At 71.8% G+C, this 17,231-nt stretch carries 18 protein-coding genes; 12 read left to right on the forward strand and 6 right to left on the reverse strand.

Annotated elements, in window-relative coordinates:
• Positions 1–41: 41 nt before the first annotated feature.
• Complete coding sequence (locus ACGH7X_RS31520; protein WP_399891498.1) at positions 42–956, forward strand: HipA family kinase; 915 nt, start codon at positions 42–44, stop codon at positions 954–956.
• A gap of 95 nt (positions 957–1,051) precedes the next feature.
• Here the strand turns inward: ACGH7X_RS31520 and aceB are convergent, their stop codons facing one another.
• Positions 1,052–2,674 (reverse strand): malate synthase A, encoded by a 1,623-nt coding sequence (aceB, locus tag ACGH7X_RS31525; protein ID WP_399891501.1) that lies wholly within the window; start codon positions 2,672–2,674, stop codon positions 1,052–1,054.
• 184 nt (positions 2,675–2,858) lie between these two features.
• Positions 2,859–3,458: an NTP transferase domain-containing protein gene (locus ACGH7X_RS31530; RefSeq protein WP_399891504.1), complete on the reverse strand. Its 600-nt coding sequence runs from the start codon at positions 3,456–3,458 to the stop codon at positions 2,859–2,861.
• A gap of 141 nt (positions 3,459–3,599) precedes the next feature.
• On the opposite strand from ACGH7X_RS31530, the gene ACGH7X_RS31535 reads away from it, so the two are divergent.
• Complete coding sequence (locus ACGH7X_RS31535) at positions 3,600–3,914, forward strand: DUF5955 family protein (RefSeq protein ID WP_217165441.1); 315 nt, start codon at positions 3,600–3,602, stop codon at positions 3,912–3,914.
• Positions 3,915–3,936: 22 nt separating this feature from the next.
• Here ACGH7X_RS31535 and allR read toward each other — a convergent pair whose 3' ends face one another.
• The gene (gene allR, locus ACGH7X_RS31540; protein WP_399891507.1) at positions 3,937–4,740 is read right to left on the reverse strand and encodes an allantoin degradation transcriptional regulator AllR; all 804 of its coding nucleotides are present in this window, start codon (positions 4,738–4,740) and stop codon (positions 3,937–3,939) included.
• A 251-nt stretch (positions 4,741–4,991) separates the two neighbouring features.
• Between allR and allB the strand changes: the two genes are divergently transcribed.
• Both allB and alc read left to right on the forward strand, forming a co-directional pair.
• Positions 4,992–6,347, forward strand: coding sequence for an allantoinase AllB (allB, locus tag ACGH7X_RS31545; protein WP_399891510.1), 1,356 nt, complete (start codon positions 4,992–4,994; stop codon positions 6,345–6,347).
• Positions 6,348–6,390: 43 nt separating this feature from the next.
• On the forward strand, positions 6,391–7,521 hold the full coding sequence (gene alc / locus ACGH7X_RS31550) for an allantoicase (RefSeq protein ID WP_399891513.1): 1,131 nt from the start codon (positions 6,391–6,393) through the stop codon (positions 7,519–7,521).
• A 316-nt stretch (positions 7,522–7,837) separates the two neighbouring features.
• Here the strand turns inward: alc and ACGH7X_RS31555 are convergent, their stop codons facing one another.
• Positions 7,838–8,608, reverse strand: coding sequence for an SDR family oxidoreductase (locus tag ACGH7X_RS31555; RefSeq protein ID WP_399891516.1), 771 nt, complete (start codon positions 8,606–8,608; stop codon positions 7,838–7,840).
• A 134-nt stretch (positions 8,609–8,742) separates the two neighbouring features.
• Here ACGH7X_RS31555 and ACGH7X_RS31560 point away from each other — a divergent pair, with 134 nt between their 5' ends.
• Positions 8,743–9,369, forward strand: a complete 627-nt coding sequence (locus tag ACGH7X_RS31560) for a dihydrofolate reductase family protein (protein WP_399891519.1) — start codon at positions 8,743–8,745, stop codon at positions 9,367–9,369.
• A 107-nt stretch (positions 9,370–9,476) separates the two neighbouring features.
• Positions 9,477–9,872, forward strand: coding sequence for a ribonuclease domain-containing protein (locus tag ACGH7X_RS31565; RefSeq protein ID WP_399891522.1), 396 nt, complete (start codon positions 9,477–9,479; stop codon positions 9,870–9,872).
• A gap of 18 nt (positions 9,873–9,890) precedes the next feature.
• Here the strand turns inward: ACGH7X_RS31565 and ACGH7X_RS31570 are convergent, their stop codons facing one another.
• On the reverse strand, positions 9,891–10,091 hold the full coding sequence (locus ACGH7X_RS31570) for a hypothetical protein (protein ID WP_399891524.1): 201 nt from the start codon (positions 10,089–10,091) through the stop codon (positions 9,891–9,893).
• 170 nt (positions 10,092–10,261) lie between these two features.
• Between ACGH7X_RS31570 and ACGH7X_RS31575 the strand changes: the two genes are divergently transcribed.
• Positions 10,262–11,521 (forward strand): histidine kinase, encoded by a 1,260-nt coding sequence (locus ACGH7X_RS31575; protein WP_399891527.1) that lies wholly within the window; start codon positions 10,262–10,264, stop codon positions 11,519–11,521.
• A 76-nt stretch (positions 11,522–11,597) separates the two neighbouring features.
• On the forward strand, positions 11,598–12,278 hold the full coding sequence (locus ACGH7X_RS31580; protein WP_399891530.1) for a response regulator: 681 nt from the start codon (positions 11,598–11,600) through the stop codon (positions 12,276–12,278).
• A gap of 17 nt (positions 12,279–12,295) precedes the next feature.
• Here ACGH7X_RS31580 and ACGH7X_RS31585 read toward each other — a convergent pair whose 3' ends face one another.
• A complete protein-coding gene (locus ACGH7X_RS31585; protein ID WP_399891533.1) occupies positions 12,296–13,318 on the reverse strand; it encodes a Gfo/Idh/MocA family oxidoreductase in 1,023 nt (340 codons plus the stop codon).
• A 128-nt stretch (positions 13,319–13,446) separates the two neighbouring features.
• Between ACGH7X_RS31585 and ACGH7X_RS31590 the strand changes: the two genes are divergently transcribed.
• The 4 genes from ACGH7X_RS31590 to ACGH7X_RS31605 all read left to right on the forward strand — a co-directional run bounded on the left by ACGH7X_RS31590 (position 13,447) and on the right by ACGH7X_RS31605 (position 17,213).
• On the forward strand, positions 13,447–14,184 hold the full coding sequence (locus tag ACGH7X_RS31590; protein ID WP_399897458.1) for a myo-inositol degradation transcriptional regulator: 738 nt from the start codon (positions 13,447–13,449) through the stop codon (positions 14,182–14,184).
• A 196-nt stretch (positions 14,185–14,380) separates the two neighbouring features.
• Positions 14,381–15,385: a sugar ABC transporter substrate-binding protein gene (locus tag ACGH7X_RS31595; protein WP_399891536.1), complete on the forward strand. Its 1,005-nt coding sequence runs from the start codon at positions 14,381–14,383 to the stop codon at positions 15,383–15,385.
• Entirely contained in the window at positions 15,382–16,422 is a 1,041-nt protein-coding gene (locus tag ACGH7X_RS31600; RefSeq protein ID WP_399891538.1) for an ABC transporter permease, read from the forward strand. The genes ACGH7X_RS31595 and ACGH7X_RS31600 overlap by 4 nt, the downstream gene beginning before the upstream one ends.
• Positions 16,419–17,213 (forward strand): ATP-binding cassette domain-containing protein, encoded by a 795-nt coding sequence (locus ACGH7X_RS31605; protein WP_399891541.1) that lies wholly within the window; start codon positions 16,419–16,421, stop codon positions 17,211–17,213. Before ACGH7X_RS31600 ends, ACGH7X_RS31605 begins: the two co-directional genes overlap by 4 nt.
• The last annotated feature ends 18 nt before the right edge of the window (positions 17,214–17,231 follow it).

Here is a 17,231-nt window from a genome sequence, read left to right on the forward strand (position 1 = left end):
GTGGTTCGTCGTCAGCCCACAGCACCGAGTGACCCGGGTTCATGTTGAGAACGGTCACCGCGACCCGCTACGTCGAGCCCCTGCGCTCCGGCGGCTCCGTCCCCGCCGTCGTCGAGGCCGACGACCTCGGCACCTACGTCCTGAAGTTCACCGGCTCCGCGCAGGGCCGCAAGGCGCTGGTCGCCGAGGTGGTCGTCGGCGAGCTGGCCCGTGAGCTGGGGCTGCGGGTGCCCGAACTGGTCCTCGCGCACTTCGACCCGGCGCTCGCGACCGCCGAACCGCACCAGGAGGTGCGGGACCTGCTGAACGCCAGCGGGGGGCTCAACCTCGGCATGGACTATCTGTCGGGCGGCGCCGACCTCACGCCCGAGCTGGCCGAGGTGTTCCCGGTTGACGAGGGCGAGGCCGGGCGCGTCGTCTGGCTGGACGCCCTCACCGTGAACGTCGACCGCACGGTGCACAGCTCGAACCTCATGGTCTGGCCCACCTTCGGCACCGCACCCCCGCGCCTGTGGCTGATCGACCACGGCGCGGCCCTCGTCTTCCACCACCGCTGGGGCGCCTCCGCACCCGAGAAGGCGTACGACTTCCGTCACCACGCCCTCGGCCACTACGCGCCCGACCTCCCGGCCGCCGACGCCGAGCTGGCGCCGAAGGTGACGCGGGAGCTGTTGCGCGAGGTGGTGGGCCGGGTGCCGGAGGCCTGGTTGACCTGCGAGGACGACCTCGACACGCCGGAGAAGGTACGCGCGGCCTACGTGGACTACCTGCACGCGCGCGTGCAGGCCTCCCGGGAGTGGCTGCCCACCGGCTTCCCGAGCCGTGCGGAACTCGCCGCCGAGAACGCCGCCCGTGCGGCACGTACGCGGCGGGGCCGGCCCGCCTGGCTCAAACAGGTCCCCGACCTGCACGGCAAGCCGCCCGCCGAGCAGGACTGGTCGATCCACCTGGGCTGACCACCGCCTGGGCTGACGCACGGCCGCGCCCCCGGTCCCGTGCTTCGGTACCCGGGGGCGCGGACGCGTGGAGCGCGTATCGAGCGCGTGCGGCGTCAGCCCTTCAGCTGCTCGTACGCCGGCAGCGTCAGGAAGTCGGCGTAGTCCTCGTCGAGGGAGACGGTCAGCAGCAGGTCGTGGGCCTGCTGCCAGTTTCCGGCCGCGAAGGCCTCGTCGCCGATCTCGGCGCGGATGTTCGCCAGCTCCTCGGCGGCGACCTTGCGGGCCAGTTCGGCGGTGACCTGCTCGCCGTTGTCGAGGACGACCTCCGCGTTGATCCACTGCCAGATCTGCGAGCGGGAGATCTCGGCGGTGGCCGCGTCCTCCATCAGGTTGAAGATGGCGACCGCGCCGAGTCCGCGCAGCCACGCCTCGATGTAACGAATGCCGACCTGCACGGCGTTGACCAGACCCGCGTACGTCGGCTTGGCCTCCAGGGAGTCGACCGCGATCAGGTCGGCCGCCTTCACGTCGACGTCCTCGCGCAGCCGGTCCTTCTGGTTGGGACGGTCGCCGAGGACCTTGTCGAAGGACTCCATGGCGATCGGGACCAGGTCGGGGTGGGCGACCCAGGAGCCGTCGAAGCCGTCGCCGGCCTCACGGTCCTTGTCGGCGCGGACCTTCTCGAAGGCGACCTTGTTGACCTCGGCGTCGCGACGCGAGGGGATGAACGCCGCCATGCCGCCGATCGCGTGCGCGCCCCGCTTGTGACAGGTGCGGACGAGGAGTTCGGTGTACGCCCGCATGAACGGGGCGGTCATCGTCACCGCGTTGCGGTCCGGCAGGACGAACTTGGCGCCGCCGTCCCGGAAGTTCTTGACGATGGAGAACAGGTAGTCCCAGCGGCCCGCGTTCAACCCGGAGGCGTGGTCGCGCAGTTCGTAGAGGATCTCCTCCATCTCGTACGCGGCCGTGATCGTCTCGATCAGGACGGTGGCGCGCACCGTGCCCTGCGGGATGCCGACGTAGTCCTGCGCGAAGACGAAGACCTCGTTCCAGAGGCGGGCCTCCAGGTGGGACTCCGTCTTCGGGAGGTAGAAGTACGGGCCCTTGCCGAGGTCGATCAGGCGCTGGGCGTTGTGGAAGAAGTACAGCCCGAAGTCGACCAGGGCGCCGGGGACGGGGCGGCCGTCCACCTGGAGGTGACGCTCGTCGAGGTGCCAGCCGCGCGGGCGCATGACGACCGTCGCCAACTCGGCGTCCGGGCGCAGGGCGTAGGACTTGCCGGTGCGCTCGTCGGTGTAGTCGATGCCCCGGTGGTACGCGGAGGTCAGGTTGAGCTGGCCGAGGACGACGTTCTCCCAGGTCGGCGCGGAGGCGTCCTCGAAGTCCGCGAGCCAGACCCTCGCGCCCGAGTTGAGCGCGTTGATCGTCATCTTGCGGTCGGTCGGGCCGGTGATCTCGACCCGGCGGTCCTGCAGCGCGGCCGGGGCCGGGGCGACCTTCCAGGAGTCGTCCGCGCGGATCGCGGCGGTCTGGGGGAGGAAGTCGAGCGTGGAGGTGCGGGCGATCTCGGCGCGGCGCTCCGCACGGCGGGCGAGGAGCTCGTCACGCCGGGGCGTGAACCGCCGGTGCAGCTCGGCCACGAAGGCGAGCGCCGCGTCGGTGAGGACCTCCTCCTGCCGGGGCAGGGGCTCGGCGTCGACGATGGCCAGCGGGGACGGCGCTGGTGCGGACATGAGCTGTCACTTCCTTCAGCGGTGGCACCGGGTGCCAACGGGCACGTATGGGGCATTGCGCACCCACGACGCGGCGGGGTGCCTCTGGTCAGTGGATAGTAGTTTCCTCATCGTGGAACTTCAATGGTTTGTTGATGTCGAGATTCTCTGAGTCGAGGGAAGGTGGCGCTCGGTGCCACGCCCTTCACTCAAGGTGGACCAGGTCGGCCTCCGTGTCGATGTCGTACGGGCGCGCCACGTCCCCGCACTCCACGAGTGCGAGCTCCGCCTCGTGTTCCCTCAGATAGGCGCGTGCCCCCCGGTCCCCGGTGGCAGTCGCCGCGATCCCCGCCCAGTGCGCGGCGCCGAGCAGCACGGGATGCCCGCGCACGCCCGCGTACGCCGCCGAGACCAGCGACGTCTCGTCCTGGTACCCGGCCCGCACCCGGCCCATCGCCGCCGCGCCGATGCCGGGCTGGTCCACCAGCGAGATCAGCGCCGCCCGCGTAGCCGTTTCGGCCAGCGAACCGAGCCCGGCCCGGAGCGAGGACCCCATGCCCTGCTCCCACTCGGGGTTGTCCACCAGCACGCAGCCATCGAGCGCCGCCCGCGCCCGCACCTCCTCGGCCCGCGCGCCCAGTACGACGTGGACGCGGGCGCAGCCGGCCGCGCGCAAGACGTCGACCGCGTGTTCGACGAGCGGATGTCCACGGTGTTCGAGCAGTGCCTTGGGTCGGCCGCCGAGTCGCCGTCCGCCTCCGGCGGCCAGCACCAGCCCCGCCACCTGGTCTTCGATGTCCGTCATGCGTCCTGCATACCTGACCGCCCGCCAAACGCTCCGGCGTGCGCGGGTTTTCGGAGACTGAATTTCGGTCCGCGCGCTGGCGCGTCCGGCGCGGGGTGGCGTTTACTGGCCCGCGCACAACGGGGTGTGAGGGGGAGGGCTGTGTTGCGTAGCTTGGGGCAGAGGCAAGTGACCGTCGGCGACGAGGACGTGAGAGTGGCCGCACTGCGGACCGCGGTGTCCCGGCTGCGCCGCCAACTCGCTCTGCTGCCTGCCGACTTCCCGGACCGGGCGATCGCGGAGGACGAACTGGCCGACCTCGCCGCGATGGCGGGTCACGGTGTCCCCGAGGCGCCGCGACTGCGCCGCTCGCTGCTGCTGATAGCCGGCGCGATCGGCTCCGTCAGCGCCCTGAAGCCGGGGCTGACGGAGGTCCGCCACGCCGTGGAACTGTTCGGGGACCCGCCGCGCCGCTGAGCCCGCGGCGCGCGGGCGCCGGTCAGGCGGCCGGGTTGCCGTTCGAGGCCAGCAGGGCCTCCGACAGCTCCGCCGCCACCTGCTGGAGCAGCGGCACGATCCGGTCGGTCGCGCTCTCCGTGACCCGGCCGGCCGGGCCGGAGATGGAGATGGCCGCCGCGGTGGGGGAGTCCGGCACGGAGACGGCCAGGCAGCGGACGCCGATCTCCTGCTCGTTGTCGTCGATCGCGTAGCCCTGACGCCGGACGTCCTCCAGCGCCGCGATGAAACCGTCCGGCGTGGTGATCGTCTTGTCGGTCGCGGCCGGCATGCCGGTACGGCCCAGCAGGGCCCGCACCTCCTCCGCCGGGAAGTCCGCGAGCAGCGCCTTGCCGACGCCGGTGGAGTGCGGCAGGACGCGCCGGCCGACCTCGGTGAACATGCGCATCGAGTGCTTGGACGGCACCTGCGCGACGTACACGATCTCGTCCCCGTCGAGCAGCGCCATGTTCGCCGTCTCGCCGGTCTCCTCGACCAGGCGGGCCAGGTGCGGGCGGGCCCAGGTGCCGAGCAGCCGGCCCGCGGACTCGCCGAGGCGGATCAGGCGGGGGCCCAGCGCGTAGCGGCGGTTGGGCTGCTGGCGTACGTATCCGCAGGCCACGAGCGTACGCATCAGGCGGTGGATGGTCGGCAGTGGCAGGCCGCTGCTGGCGGACAGCTCGCTCAGGCCGACCTCGCCGCCCGCGTCCGCCATCCGTTCGAGCAGGTCGAAGGCGCGCTCCAGGGACTGGACGCCGCCTGTGGCGGACCTGGCGGAGTCGGTGGTGCTGGCGCTGGACGTCGGCACGGCACGTTCCTTTCGGGGCTGGCGGGAGAAAGAAGCGTACCCGGCGGCCGGTTGACTACCGGCTTGTACGTAGCTACGTTCTGCTTGCTGGAAGTCTAATTCCGCTTTGTGGAAACGTCCAGGGCGGGGTCATTGGGCATGCCGTCACAAAGGCCGTCACAAAGGGTGCCTCTTGACGGGGTGGAGCCGGGAATGAAGACTCCTTCAACAGAACGTTGAAATCGGCGGCAGAGAGCAGAGAAGGGGATTCGGTGTCCGAAGCTGAACTGGTGCTGCGCTCGACGCGCGTCGTCACTCCCGAGGGGACACGCGCCGCGTCGATCGCGGTGACCGGCGAGAAGATCACGGCCGTCCTGCCGTACGACGCCCCCCTGCCGGCGGGCGCCCGGCTCGAGGACGTCGGCGACCACGTCGTCCTGCCCGGCCTGGTCGACACCCATGTGCACGTGAACGACCCCGGCCGCACCGAGTGGGAGGGCTTCTGGACCGCCACCCGCGCCGCGGCGGCCGGCGGCATCACCACCCTCGTCGACATGCCGCTCAACTCCATCCCGCCGACCACCACGGTCGACAACCTGCGCACCAAGCGCGAGGTCGCCGCCGACAAGGCCCACATCGACGTCGGCTTCTGGGGCGGCGCCCTGCCCGACAACGTCAAGGACCTGCGCCCGCTGCACGAGGCCGGGGTCTTCGGCTTCAAGGCGTTCCTGTCGCCGTCGGGCGTGGACGAGTTCCCGCACCTCGATCCGGAGCAGCTCGCCCGGTCGCTGGCGGAGATCGCCGCCTTCGACGGCCTGCTGATCGTGCACGCCGAGGACCCGCACCACCTGGCCGCCGCCCCGCAGCAGGGCGGTCCCAAGTACACCCACTTCCTCGCCAGCCGCCCGCGCGACGCCGAGGACACCGCGATCGCCACCCTCCTCGCGCAGGCGAAGCGGCTCAACGCGCGGGTGCACGTGCTCCACCTGTCCTCCAGCGACGCCCTGCCGCTGATCGCCGGGGCCCGCGCCGAGGGCGTACGGGTGACGGTCGAGACCTGCCCGCACTACCTCACCCTCACCGCCGAGGAAGTGCCGGACGGCGCCAGCGAGTTCAAGTGCTGCCCGCCGATCCGCGAGGCCGCCAACCAGGACCTGCTGTGGCAGGCGCTGGCCGACGGCACCATCGACTGCGTCGTCACCGACCACTCGCCGTCCACCGCCGACCTCAAGACCGACGACTTCGCCACCGCCTGGGGCGGCATCGCAGGCCTCCAGCTCAGCCTGCCGGCCATGTGGACCGCGGCCCGCGAGCGCGGCCTCGGCCTGGAGGACATCGCGCGCTGGATGTCGGCGCGGACGGCACGGCTGGTGGGGCTCGACGGGCGCAAGGGCGCCATCGCGGCCGGCCACGACGCCGACTTCGCCGTCCTCGCCCCCGACGAGACGTTCACCGTCGACCCGGCCGCACTCCAGCACCGCAACCGCGTCACCGCGTACGCGGGCAAGACCCTGTACGGCGTCGTGAAGTCCACCTGGCTGCGCGGCACGCGCATCGTGACGGACGGCGCGTTCACCGAGCCGAAGGGACAGCTCCTCGACCGGGCCCGACACGCCCGGACCCCCTGAATCCAGTCCACCCCGAACGACCCGAAAGGAACACCTGATCACCGTGACGGACCGGCAGAACACCTCGTTGGCCAGCTTCACCGGCGACGCGAACCCCTACGGAGGCGGCGACCCGTACGCGGACTACCGCACCGCAGACCTCCCCTTCACCCAGTACGCCAACCTTGCCGACCGGCAGCTCGGCGCGGGTGTCGTCGCCGCCAACGACGAGTTCTTCGCCCAGCGCGAGAACCTGCTGGTACCCGGGCCCGTCGAGTTCGACCCCGAGCACTTCGGGCACAAGGGCAAGGTCATGGACGGCTGGGAGACCCGCCGGCGGCGCGGCGCCTCCGCCGAGCACCCCTGGCCCACCGAGGACGACCACGACTGGGCGCTGGTCCGCCTCGGTGCCCCCGGCGTGATCCGCGGCATCGTCGTCGACACCGCCCACTTCCGCGGCAACTACCCGCAGGCCGTCTCCGTCGAGGGCACCTCGGTCGCGGGCTCCCCGTCCCCCGGGGAACTGCTCGCGGACGACGTGAAGTGGACGACCCTCGTCCCGCGCACCCCGGTCGGCGGCCACGCCGCCAACGGCTTCGCCGTCTCGGCCGAGCAGCGCTTCACCCACCTGCGGCTGCGACAGCACCCCGACGGCGGCATCGCCCGCCTGCGCGTCTACGGCGAGGTCGTCCCGGACCCCGCCTGGCTGACCGCCCTCGGCACCTTCGACGTGGTCGCCCTGGAGAACGGCGGCCAGGTCGAGGACGCCTCCAACCTCTTCTACTCACCGGCCACCAACACCATCCAGCCGGGCCGCTCCCGCAAGATGGACGACGGCTGGGAGACCCGCCGCCGCCGCGACCGGGGCAACGACTGGATCCAGTACCGCCTGGTGGACCGCTCGCAGATCCGCGCGATCGAGATCGACACGGCGTACCTCAAGGGCAACAGCGCCGGCTGGGCGTCCGTCTCCGTCAAGAACGGCGAGGCGGACGAGTGGCGCGAGGTGCTCCCGCGCACCCGGCTCCAGCCCGACACCAACCACCGCTTCGTCCTGCCGGAGGCGGCCGTCGGCACGCACGCGCGCGTGGACATCTTCCCCGACGGCGGCATCTCCCGCCTGCGGCTGTTCGGCTCCCTCACGCAGGACGGCACCGCCCACCTCGCCGCCCGCCACCAGGAACTGGGCGGCTGACCCACCCCTCCCGAACCCGCGCGGGGCGCCCCGACCGGACAGCACCGGTGCGCTCCGCGCGTACGTACGTTCCGGGGGGTGGCAGCGCCCCGAGGTCTGCCACGCCGCGCGGGCGTTGCCTCCGGGTTACCGCTGCGCCGCGCGGAGTTGGCCTGCGGCTTGCTGTTAAGGCGCCTGGTCGCGGCCTGCGGGTTGTTGTCACGCCGCGTGGGCGCCGCCTGCGGGTTGCCGTCGCGGCGTGCAGGCGCCCCGTCCGGGCTGTCGCCGCGTCGTGTGGGCGCCCCCACGGCATGTGGGCGCGGGGCCGGGGCGACGGCTACGCCGCGTGGCCGCCGTCCACCGCGAACTCCGCGCCGGTGACGTAGGAGGCGGTCGCCAGGTAGGCCACCGTCGACGCCACCTCGTCCGCCGTGCCGAAGCGGCCCAGCGCGGTCATGGCCGCCTGCCCGTCGGCGTAGGGGCCGTCCGCCGGGTTCATGTCGGTGTCGATCGGCCCCGGGTGCACGATGTTCGCCGTGATGCCGCGCGGGCCCAACTCCCTGGCCAGGGCCTTGGTCAGTCCGATCAGCGCCGACTTGCTCATGGCGTACAGCGTGCCGCCGGGGCCGGGCACCCGCTGGGACATGCAGGTGCCGACGGTGATGATCCGCCCGCCCTCGGTCATGCGGGCCGCGGCCGCCTGGGAGGCAAGGAAGACACCGCGGACGTTCACGGCCAGCAGCCGGTCCACGTCGGTCAGGGACAAGCTCTCCAGCGGGCCCAACAGCCCCAGGCCCACGTTGTTGACCAGCACGTCGAGGCCGCCGCCGAGCGCCTGCGCGGCCCGCTCGACCGCCCCCGCCGCCTCGTCCGCGTCGGCGGAGTCCGCCCGCAGGGCAACCGCCCGGCGCCCCAGGGCCTCGACGGCCCGTACGACGTCCTCGGCCGCGTCCTTGCCGTTCACGTAGGTGACGGCCACGTCCGCGCCCTCCCGTGCGAGCCGCAGGGCGGTCGCCGCGCCGATGCCCCGGCTGCCGCCGGTCACGAGGGCCGTCCGGCCGGTCAGGGGGGCCGGGAAGTGTGCGGGTGGGTTCGTGTTCGTGTTCATGGCTCCATCCCACCGGGCGGGCCGCGCCCACGCTGGCGGCGAACGGACGTCGACCTCACCGATGAGTCGCCGGCTCCCGCACGGTCTCAACCCTCGACAGCGGACTCCACCGCACCGAAAGGCAGGCACCCGTCATGGGCAGGCTCGTACTCACCACCTTCATCACGCTCGACGGCGTCTACCAGGCCCCCGGCGGCCCCCACGAGGACACCCGCGACGGCTTCGAACACGGCGGCTGGAGCGTCCCGTACGGCGACGAGGACTTCGGCCGGTTCGTCGACGAGGTCTTCGGCCGCGTCGGCGCCTTCCTCCTCGGCCGCCGCACGTACCAGATCTTCGCCTCCCACTGGCCGAAGACGACCGACCCGGCCGATCCCGTCGCCGCCAAGCTGAACGCCCTGCCGAAGTACGTCGCCTCCACCACCCTCACCGACCCCGGCTGGGCGGGCACCACCGTGATCGACGGCGACCTCGCCAAGGAGGTCACCGCGCTCAAGGAGCGCACCGACGGCGAACTCCAGGTGCACGGCAGCGGAGCCCTCGCCGGGTCCCTGCTGGCGCTCGACCTCGTCGACACCGTGCACCTGCTGACCTTCCCCGTGGTGCTCGGCGCCGGCCGCCGCCTCTTCACCGAGGGCGCCCTGCCGACCGCCTTCCGGCACACCGGCGGGCGCGTCACGGCCGCGGGCGTCTCCATCCAGTCCTACGACCTGGCCGGGCGGCCCGAGTACGGCTCCTACGAACTGCCGGAGCAGGCCTGAGCCGCCGTTGGCCGGGGTGTGAACACGCCGAAAACACATATGACGTCCCGGGAAACTCCACGGTCTTGTCATTGACATGCCACTGTCTACGCGCGTCATCATGAGGCATGCGATTCCCCCCACGCGCCGCTCGGCTCGGCGCAGCAGCCGCAGTCCTGTCCGCCCTCCTCGTGGGCGGCACCGTCTCCGCGACCACGGCGGGCGCCGCACCAACGGCGGTCGGCGACATCTGTTACAGCGACCTGCCCTCCCAGGCGCACGACACGCTCGACCTGATCGAGCAGGGCGGTCCCTACCCGTACGAGCAGGACGGGACCGTCTTCCAGAACCGGGAGGGCATCCTGCCCAGCCAGTCCACCGGCTACTACCACGAGTACACGGTGATCACGCCGGGCTCAGACACCCGCGGAGCCCGGCGCATCGTCACCGGTGAGGAGAACCAGGAGGACTACTACACGGCCGACCACTACGCGTCGTTCGACCTCGTCGACCACGGCTGCTGAGAAGCGGAAACGGTTCTCTCACCCGGGTTTGCGGCTCTCGGCGGCGGCGAACAGCGCCACGCCGAGAGCCAGCAGCGCGACGCTCGCGTACAGCCCGTAGCCGTCGAGGAAACCGATCCGCTGCACCAGCCCCAGGTTCCAGTCGGTGAACTCGTGCACCAGGCCCATCACGCCCTGGATCACGGCCATCAGGCCCAGGAACTCCAGCAATTCCTTCATGGCGCCGACTCTCGCCCCGCGGTACCCCCACACGCATCGGCCGCGGGGCGGGCTCCGGACGACGGAAGGCTCCGGCACGCGCGGTCCGCCGCGACCGAAGTCGCCGCTTCGGCGACTTTGGTCGGCGATCCCCTTCTCGTGGGGGTGGCTCCCGCACGGGCTGCGTAGATTTGTCGACTGTGAAGAGTGATGAGCAGGCCACCGAACCCCTCGCGTACGCGGGGCGCCGCTGGGCGCTGCCCGCGGCCGTGGTCGAGGACCTGTACCCGCGGTCGGGGCCGCCCGGTGGAAGGCCGCGGCGCACCGCGCGCGACTGGGTCGTCGACTTCACGTGCTTCCTGCTCGCCGTCGCCGTCGGATTGATGGCCGCCGACTCACTCGACCAGGAGGCCGGCCTCTCGCCCACCATGGCGGCCGCCGACCAGGTGATCGGCGCCCTGGCCTGCGCCGCCCTGTGGTTGCGTCGCCGCTGGCCGGTCGGGCTGGCCGCGGTGATGGTGCCGGTCTCCCTGTTCTCGGCCACGGCGGGAGGCGCGGTGCTCGCCGCCCTGTTCAGCCTCGCCGTGCACCGGCCCTTCCGGTACGTGGCCTGGCTCGGCGGCGCGAGCCTCGCCCTGACGCCCCTGTACTACTGGATGCGCCCCGAACCCGGCCTGCCGTACCTGGCGTCGCTCCTGATCGCCTTCCTGCTCGCCGTCGTCGTCATCGGATGGGGCCTGCTCGCACGGTCCAAGCGCCGGCTCCTGCTCAGCCTGCGCGACCGTGCCCGGCACGCCGAGGCCGAGGCGCGGCTGCGGGCCGAACAGGCGCAGCGGCTGGCCCGGGAGGCCATCGCCCGCGAGATGCACGACGTCCTGGCGCACCGGCTGACGCTGCTCAGCGTGCACGCGGGCGCCCTGGAGTTCCGGCCCGACGCGCCCCGCGAGGACGTGGCGCGGGCGGCCGGTGTCATCCGCGAGAGCGCGCACGATGCCCTCCAGGACCTGCGGGAGATCATCGGCGTACTGCGGGCGGGGGAGTCCGACGACGCGGGCCGCCCCCAGCCGACCCTCGCGGCGCTCGACGCACTGGTCGCCGAGTCCCGTGCGGCCGGCATGAAGGTCGCCCTCGCGGGCCGCGTCACCGACCCCGGCGCGGTCCCCGCCTCCGTCGGCCGCACCGCCTACCGCATCGCCCAGGAGGCGCTGACCAACGCGCGCAAGCACGCCCCCGGCACCGAGGTCACCGTCTCGGTCACCGGAGCGCCGGGCGACGGACTCGCCATGTCGGTGCGCAACGCCCCACCCGAGGGCGAGGTGCCCCACGTGCCCGGATCCGGGCAGGGCCTGATCGGGCTGAGTGAGCGGGCCTCGCTCGCGGGCGGCACCCTGGAACACGGCCCCACACCCGGGGGCGGCTTCGAGGTACGGGCACGGCTGCCGTGGGGGTGAGGCGGCGCCCGGTGGCCGGGCCGCCGTCACCACGGGGGCGAAGTCGGTTCCCGGCGGCCGTGATTACGTTTGCCCCATGACTGCGATCAGACTGCTCCTCGTCGACGACGACCCGCTGGTGCGGGCCGGGTTGTCCCTGATGCTGGGCGGCGCCGATGACGTGGAGATCGTTGGTGAGGCCGCCGACGGCGACGAGGTCGAGGCGCTCGTCGACCGCACCCGCCCGGACGTCGTCCTCATGGACATCCGGATGCCGGTGGTGGACGGCCTGACGGCGACCGAGCGGCTGCGGGGCCGCGCGGACGCCCCGCAGATCGTCGTGCTCACCACCTTCCACGCGGACGAGCAGGTGCTGCGGGCCCTGCGCGCCGGCGCCGCGGGGTTCGTCCTCAAGGACACCCCGCCCGCGGAGATCCTCGACGCGGTGCGCAGGGTCGCGGCCGGCGACCCCGTCCTGTCGCCCGCCGTGACCCGGCGGCTCATGGAGCACGCGGCCGGGGGCGCCGCCGACACGCGCCGCACGCGCGCGCGGGAGCGCATCGCCGCCCTCAACGACCGCGAACGCGAGGTCGCCGTCGCGGTCGGCCGGGGCATGGCCAACGCCGCCATCGCGGGGGAGCTGTACATGAGCGTCGCCACCGTCAAGACGCACGTCTCCCGCGTCCTGGCCAAGCTCGACCTCGACAACCGGGTCCAGATCGCCTTGCTGGCGTACGACGCGGGACTCCTGGAGGAGTACCAGGAGGACGGGCAGTAGTCGGTGGGCGCGCCGGTTCAGCCCGCCACGGGGGCCGCGGCCCCCGGCACCTCCGCCAGCCGTACGGGTCTGCGCTCGCGGCGGGAGATGTCACAGGCCTCGGCGATCCGCAGGGCCTGCAGCGCCTCGCGCCCGTCGCAGGGGTTGGCCCGCTCGCCGCGCACCACCTCCACGAACACGGCCAGCTCCGCCTCGTAGGCGGGCCCGAAGCGCTCGACGAAGCCGGTCCACGGCTTGTCCGCGGCCGGTGGCCCGGTCGGTTCGGTCGACGCGATCGGCGTACGGTCGTCCAGGCCGACCACGATCTGGTCCAGCTCCCCGGCCAGCTCCATGCGGACGTCGTATCCCGCCCCGTTCAGCCGCGTCGCGGTCGCCGTGGCCAGCGTGCCGTCGTCCAGTGTGAGCAGGGCCGCGCCCGTGTCCACGTCGTCCGCCGCCCGGAACATCGTCGGTCCGGCGTCGGATCCTGCGGCGTACACGTCGACGACCTCCCGCCCGGTCACCCAGCGCAGGACGTCGAAGTCGTGGATGAGCGTGTCCCGGTAGAGCCCGCCGGACTGCGGCAGGTACCGGGCCGGCGGGGGCGTCTGGTCGCTGGTCACCGCCCGGACGGTGTGCAGCCGGCCGAGCCGCCCGGACCGCACCGCCTCCCGGGCGCCCGTGTAGCCGGTGTCGAAGCGTCGCTGGAAGCCCATCTGGAGGATCGTCCCGGCCGCCTCCACCTCGGCGATCGCCTGGAGCGTGCCGGGCAGGTCCAGCGCGATGGGCTTCTCGCAGAACACCGGTAACCCCGAGCGTGCCGCCCGGCCGATCAGTTCGGCGTGGGCCGGCGTCGCCGTGGTGATCACCACTGCGTCCACACCCCACTGGAAGATCTCGTCCACTCCTGGTGCCGCCGTCTCGCCCAGCCGATGGGCCAGGTCCTGGGCCCGCGCGATGTCGGCGTCCGTGAGGATCAGGGATCCGACGTCGCGATGGCGGCTGAGCGTGTTGGCGTGAACGGTGCCGATGCGGCCCGTTCCGATGACCCCGATGCGCATGGAATCAAAGTGGGCTCACAGCCGCTCCCTGTCAATGCGTATGTCCGGACAATCGAACTACACAACTTCCCGTCATCTGCGCACGGAGCTACGCTCGGCCCGTGCCGAAACCAGAAGTGGACCCGACCGTGTCGCTGGACCTCAGCGTGGATCGCAGCAGCCCCGTGCCGCTGTACTTCCAGCTGTCGCAGCAGCTGGAGGCGGCGATCGAGCACGGCGCGCTGACCCCCGGGAGTCTGCTGGGCAACGAGATCGAGCTGGCCGCGCGGCTCGGTCTGTCCCGGCCCACCGTCCGTCAGGCCATCCAGTCGCTCGTCGACAAGGGCCTGCTCGTGCGCCGCCGCGGCGTCGGCACCCAGGTCGTGCACAGCAAGGTCAGGCGCCCGCTGGAACTGAGCAGCCTCTACGACGACCTGGAGGCCGCGGGACAGCGCCCGGCCACGAAGGTCCTGGTCAACACCGTCGTCCCCGCGACCGCCGAGGTCGCCGCCGCGCTCGGCGTCGCCGAGGAGAGCGACGTACACCGCATCGAGCGGCTGCGGCTGACGCACGGGGAGCCGATGGCGTACCTGTGCAACTACCTGCCGCCCGGCCTCCTCGACCTGGACACCGGCCAGCTGGAGGCCACCGGCCTCTACCGGCTGATGCGCGCCGCCGGGATCACCCTGCACAGCGCCCGTCAGTCCATCGGCGCCCGCGCCGCCACCCCCGGTGAGGCCGAGCGGCTCGGCGAGGACGAGGGCGCCCCGCTGCTCACCATGGAGCGCACGACGTTCGACGACACGGGACGCTCGGTCGAGCTCGGCACCCACACCTACCGGCCGTCCCGCTACTCCTTCGAGTTCCAGCTGCTCGTGCGGCCCTGACCGGCTCCGTCCGGTGGCTCTGCCCGCCGTGCGGGTTCGTCGCAATGTCCGGACAATGTGACCGTCGTCCGGTCCCCGGAGGCAGGCGCTCCGCTTGTGTGTCGGACAATGGGGCGTTTGGGGTTTCCCGACCCCGGCCGGGCCGCGGTGAACGCCCGGCACGCACAGCACGGCACAGCAAGAAGGGCACGGCCTCGTGGCACGGTTTCGGACATGGGTGGGCATCGCGCTGGCAGGGGCACTTTCGGTGTCCCTGGCCGGGTGCAGCAGCACCGGCGGCAAGCGGGCCGAGGACGCCCGCAAGGCCGCGTCGGCCCAGGGGAAGGCGGCGGTGAACACCCCCCGCTGGACCTTCGCGATGATCACCCACTCGGGTGACGGCGACACCTTCTGGGACATCGTCCAGAGCGGCGCCGAGCAGGCCGCGGTCAAGGACAACATCAACTTCGTGTACTCCCACGACGACGAGGCACAGCAGCAGGCCCAGCTCGTGGACGCGGCCGTCGACAAGAAGGTCGACGGCATCATCGTCACGCTGGCCAAGCCCGCCGCGATGAAGTCCGCCCTCGCCCGTGCGCGCAAGGCGGGCATCCCGGTGATCACGGTGAACTCCGGGTCCGAGGAGTCCAAGGAGTTCGGCGCCCTCACCCACGTGGGCCAGGACGAGACCATCGCGGGCGAGGCCGTCGGCGAGGAGCTGAACGAGCGGGGCCGCAAGCAGGCGATCTGCGTGCTCCACGAGCAGGGCAACGTCGGCCACGAGCAGCGCTGCGACGGCGTGGAGAAGACCTTCGACGGCAAGGTCCAGCGGCTCTACGTCAACGGCACCAGCATGCCGGACGTGCAGTCCGCCATCGAGGCCAAGCTCCAGACCGACAAGTCCCTCGACGCCGTGGTCACCCTCGGCGCCCCCTACGCCGACACCGCGGTGAAGGCCAAGCAGGGCGCCGGCAGCAAGGCCGAGATCGACACCTTCGACCTCAACGCCAAGGTGGCCGCCGGACTGGAGGACGGCACCCTCGGCTTCGCCGTCGACCAGCAGCCCTACCTCCAGGGGTACGAGGCCGTCGACCTGCTGTGGCTGTACAAGTACAACGCCGACGTCCTCGGCGGCGGCCGCCCGGTGCTCACCGGGCCGCAGATCATCACCAAGGAAGACGCCGCCGCGCTGGCCGACTACACGGACCGGGGCACGCGATGAGCGGCACGCAGGTGAAAGAGGATGACGAAAGGATTCTGCGGACCTCTCCGCTCCGGAAACTCCTGGGCCGTCCCGAGCTGGGCTCCGTCGTCGGCGCCATCGCCGTCTTCGTCTTCTTCGCGTTCTTCGCCGACAGCTTCCTGCGCGCCACCAGCCTCAGCACGGTCCTCTACGCCGCCTCCACGATCGGCATCATGGCCGTCCCGGTGGCGCTGCTGATGATCGGCGGAGAGTTCGACCTGTCCGCGGGCGTCATGGTCACCTCGTCGGCCCTGGTGTCGTCGATGTTCAGCTACCAGATGACCGCCAACGTCTGGGTAGGCGTCGGCGTCTCCCTGCTGGTCACCCTGGCGATCGGCGCCTTCAACGGCTTCATGCTCACCCGCACCAAACTGCCCAGCTTCATCATCACGCTCGGCACCTTCCTGATGCTGACCGGGCTGAACCTGGGCTTCACCAAGCTCATCGACGGCACCGTCTCCACCAAGTCGATCGACGACATGGAGGGCTTCCCCTCCGCCCACGACGTCTTCGCCTCCACGATCACCGTCGGCGGAGTCGGCTTCAAGGTCACCATCCTGTGGTGGCTCGCCCTGGTCGCCGTCGCCAGCTGGATCCTGCTGCGCACCCGCGCCGGCAACTGGATCTTCGCGGTCGGCGGCAACAAGGACGCCGCCCGCGCGGTCGGCGTCCCGGTCACCAGGACCAAGATCGGCCTCTACATGGGCGTGGGGCTCGGCGCCTGGATCTCGGGCCAGCACCTGCTCTTCTCCTACGACGTCGTCCAGTCCGGCGAGGGCGTCGGCAACGAGCTGATCTACATCATCGCGGCCGTCATCGGCGGCTGCCTGATCACCGGCGGCTACGGCAGCGCCGTCGGCTCGGCGGTCGGCGCGTTCATCTTCGGCATGACCAGCAAGGGCATCGTCTTCGCCGAGTGGAACCCCGACTGGTTCAAGTTCTTCCTCGGAGCGATGCTGCTCCTCGCGACCCTGCTCAACGCCTGGGTCCGCAAGCGCGCGGAGGCCACCAAGTGACGCAGACCCCAGCACGCGACGCGCTCGTCGAACTGTCCGACGTCAGCAAGAACTACGGCAACGTCCGCGCCCTCGAGGGCGTGTCCCTCCAGGTGCACGCCGGCGAGATCACCTGCGTCCTGGGCGACAACGGCGCGGGCAAGTCCACCCTCATCAAGATCATCGCCGGGCTGCACCAGCACGACGGCGGCACCCTCGCCCTCGACGGCGAGGAGACCCGCCTGTCCTCGCCGCGCGAGGCCCTGGACCGCGGCATCGCCACCGTCTACCAGGACCTGGCCGTCGTCCCCCTCATGCCGGTCTGGCGCAACTTCTTCCTCGGCTCCGAACCGCGCAAGGGTGTCTCCCCGTTCAAGCGCATGGACGTCGACCACATGCGCCGCACCACCCACGCGGAACTCCTCCGCATGGGCATCGACCTGCGCGACGTCGACCAGCCCATCGGCACCCTCTCCGGCGGCGAACGCCAGTGCGTGGCGATCGCCCGCGCGGTCCACTTCGGCGCGAAGGTCCTGGTCCTCGACGAACCGACGGCGGCACTGGGCGTGAAGCAGTCGGGTGTGGTCCTCAAATATGTGGCGGCGGCACGCGACCAGGGCCTGGGTGTTGTCCTGATCACCCACAACCCGCACCACGCGTACCTGGTCGGGGACAGGTTCGTGCTGCTGCAGCGCGGCGCCATGGTGGGCGCGTATGCGCGTGACGAGGTCACCCTGGACGAGCTGACACGCCAGATGGCAGGCGGAAACGAGCTGGACGATCTACGCCATGAACTGCAACGCCCCTCTTAGGGGCCCTAACAGCCTGCG

It is taken from the genome of Streptomyces sp. BBFR51, assembly GCF_044591655.1.
Classification (GTDB): domain Bacteria; phylum Actinomycetota; class Actinomycetes; order Streptomycetales; family Streptomycetaceae; genus Streptomyces.

Coding starts and splice junctions, on each gene's coding strand:
- aceB (WP_399891501.1), bottom strand. CDS start 2,674: ATGTCCGCACCAGCGCCGTCCCCGCTGGCCATCGTCGACGCCGAGCCC.
- ACGH7X_RS31530 (WP_399891504.1), bottom strand. CDS start 3,458: ATGACGGACATCGAAGACCAGGTGGCGGGGCTGGTGCTGGCCGCCGGA.
- ACGH7X_RS31570 (WP_399891524.1), bottom strand. CDS start 10,091: ATGAAGGAATTGCTGGAGTTCCTGGGCCTGATGGCCGTGATCCAGGGC.
- ACGH7X_RS31585 (WP_399891533.1), bottom strand. CDS start 13,318: ATGCGCATCGGGGTCATCGGAACGGGCCGCATCGGCACCGTTCACGCC.
- ACGH7X_RS31520 (WP_399891498.1), top strand. CDS start 42: ATGTTGAGAACGGTCACCGCGACCCGCTACGTCGAGCCCCTGCGCTCC.
- ACGH7X_RS31555 (WP_399891516.1), bottom strand. CDS start 8,608: ATGAACACGAACACGAACCCACCCGCACACTTCCCGGCCCCCCTGACC.
- ACGH7X_RS31565 (WP_399891522.1), top strand. CDS start 9,477: ATGCGATTCCCCCCACGCGCCGCTCGGCTCGGCGCAGCAGCCGCAGTC.
- ACGH7X_RS31600 (WP_399891538.1), top strand. CDS start 15,382: ATGAGCGGCACGCAGGTGAAAGAGGATGACGAAAGGATTCTGCGGACC.
- ACGH7X_RS31580 (WP_399891530.1), top strand. CDS start 11,598: ATGACTGCGATCAGACTGCTCCTCGTCGACGACGACCCGCTGGTGCGG.
- ACGH7X_RS31560 (WP_399891519.1), top strand. CDS start 8,743: ATGGGCAGGCTCGTACTCACCACCTTCATCACGCTCGACGGCGTCTAC.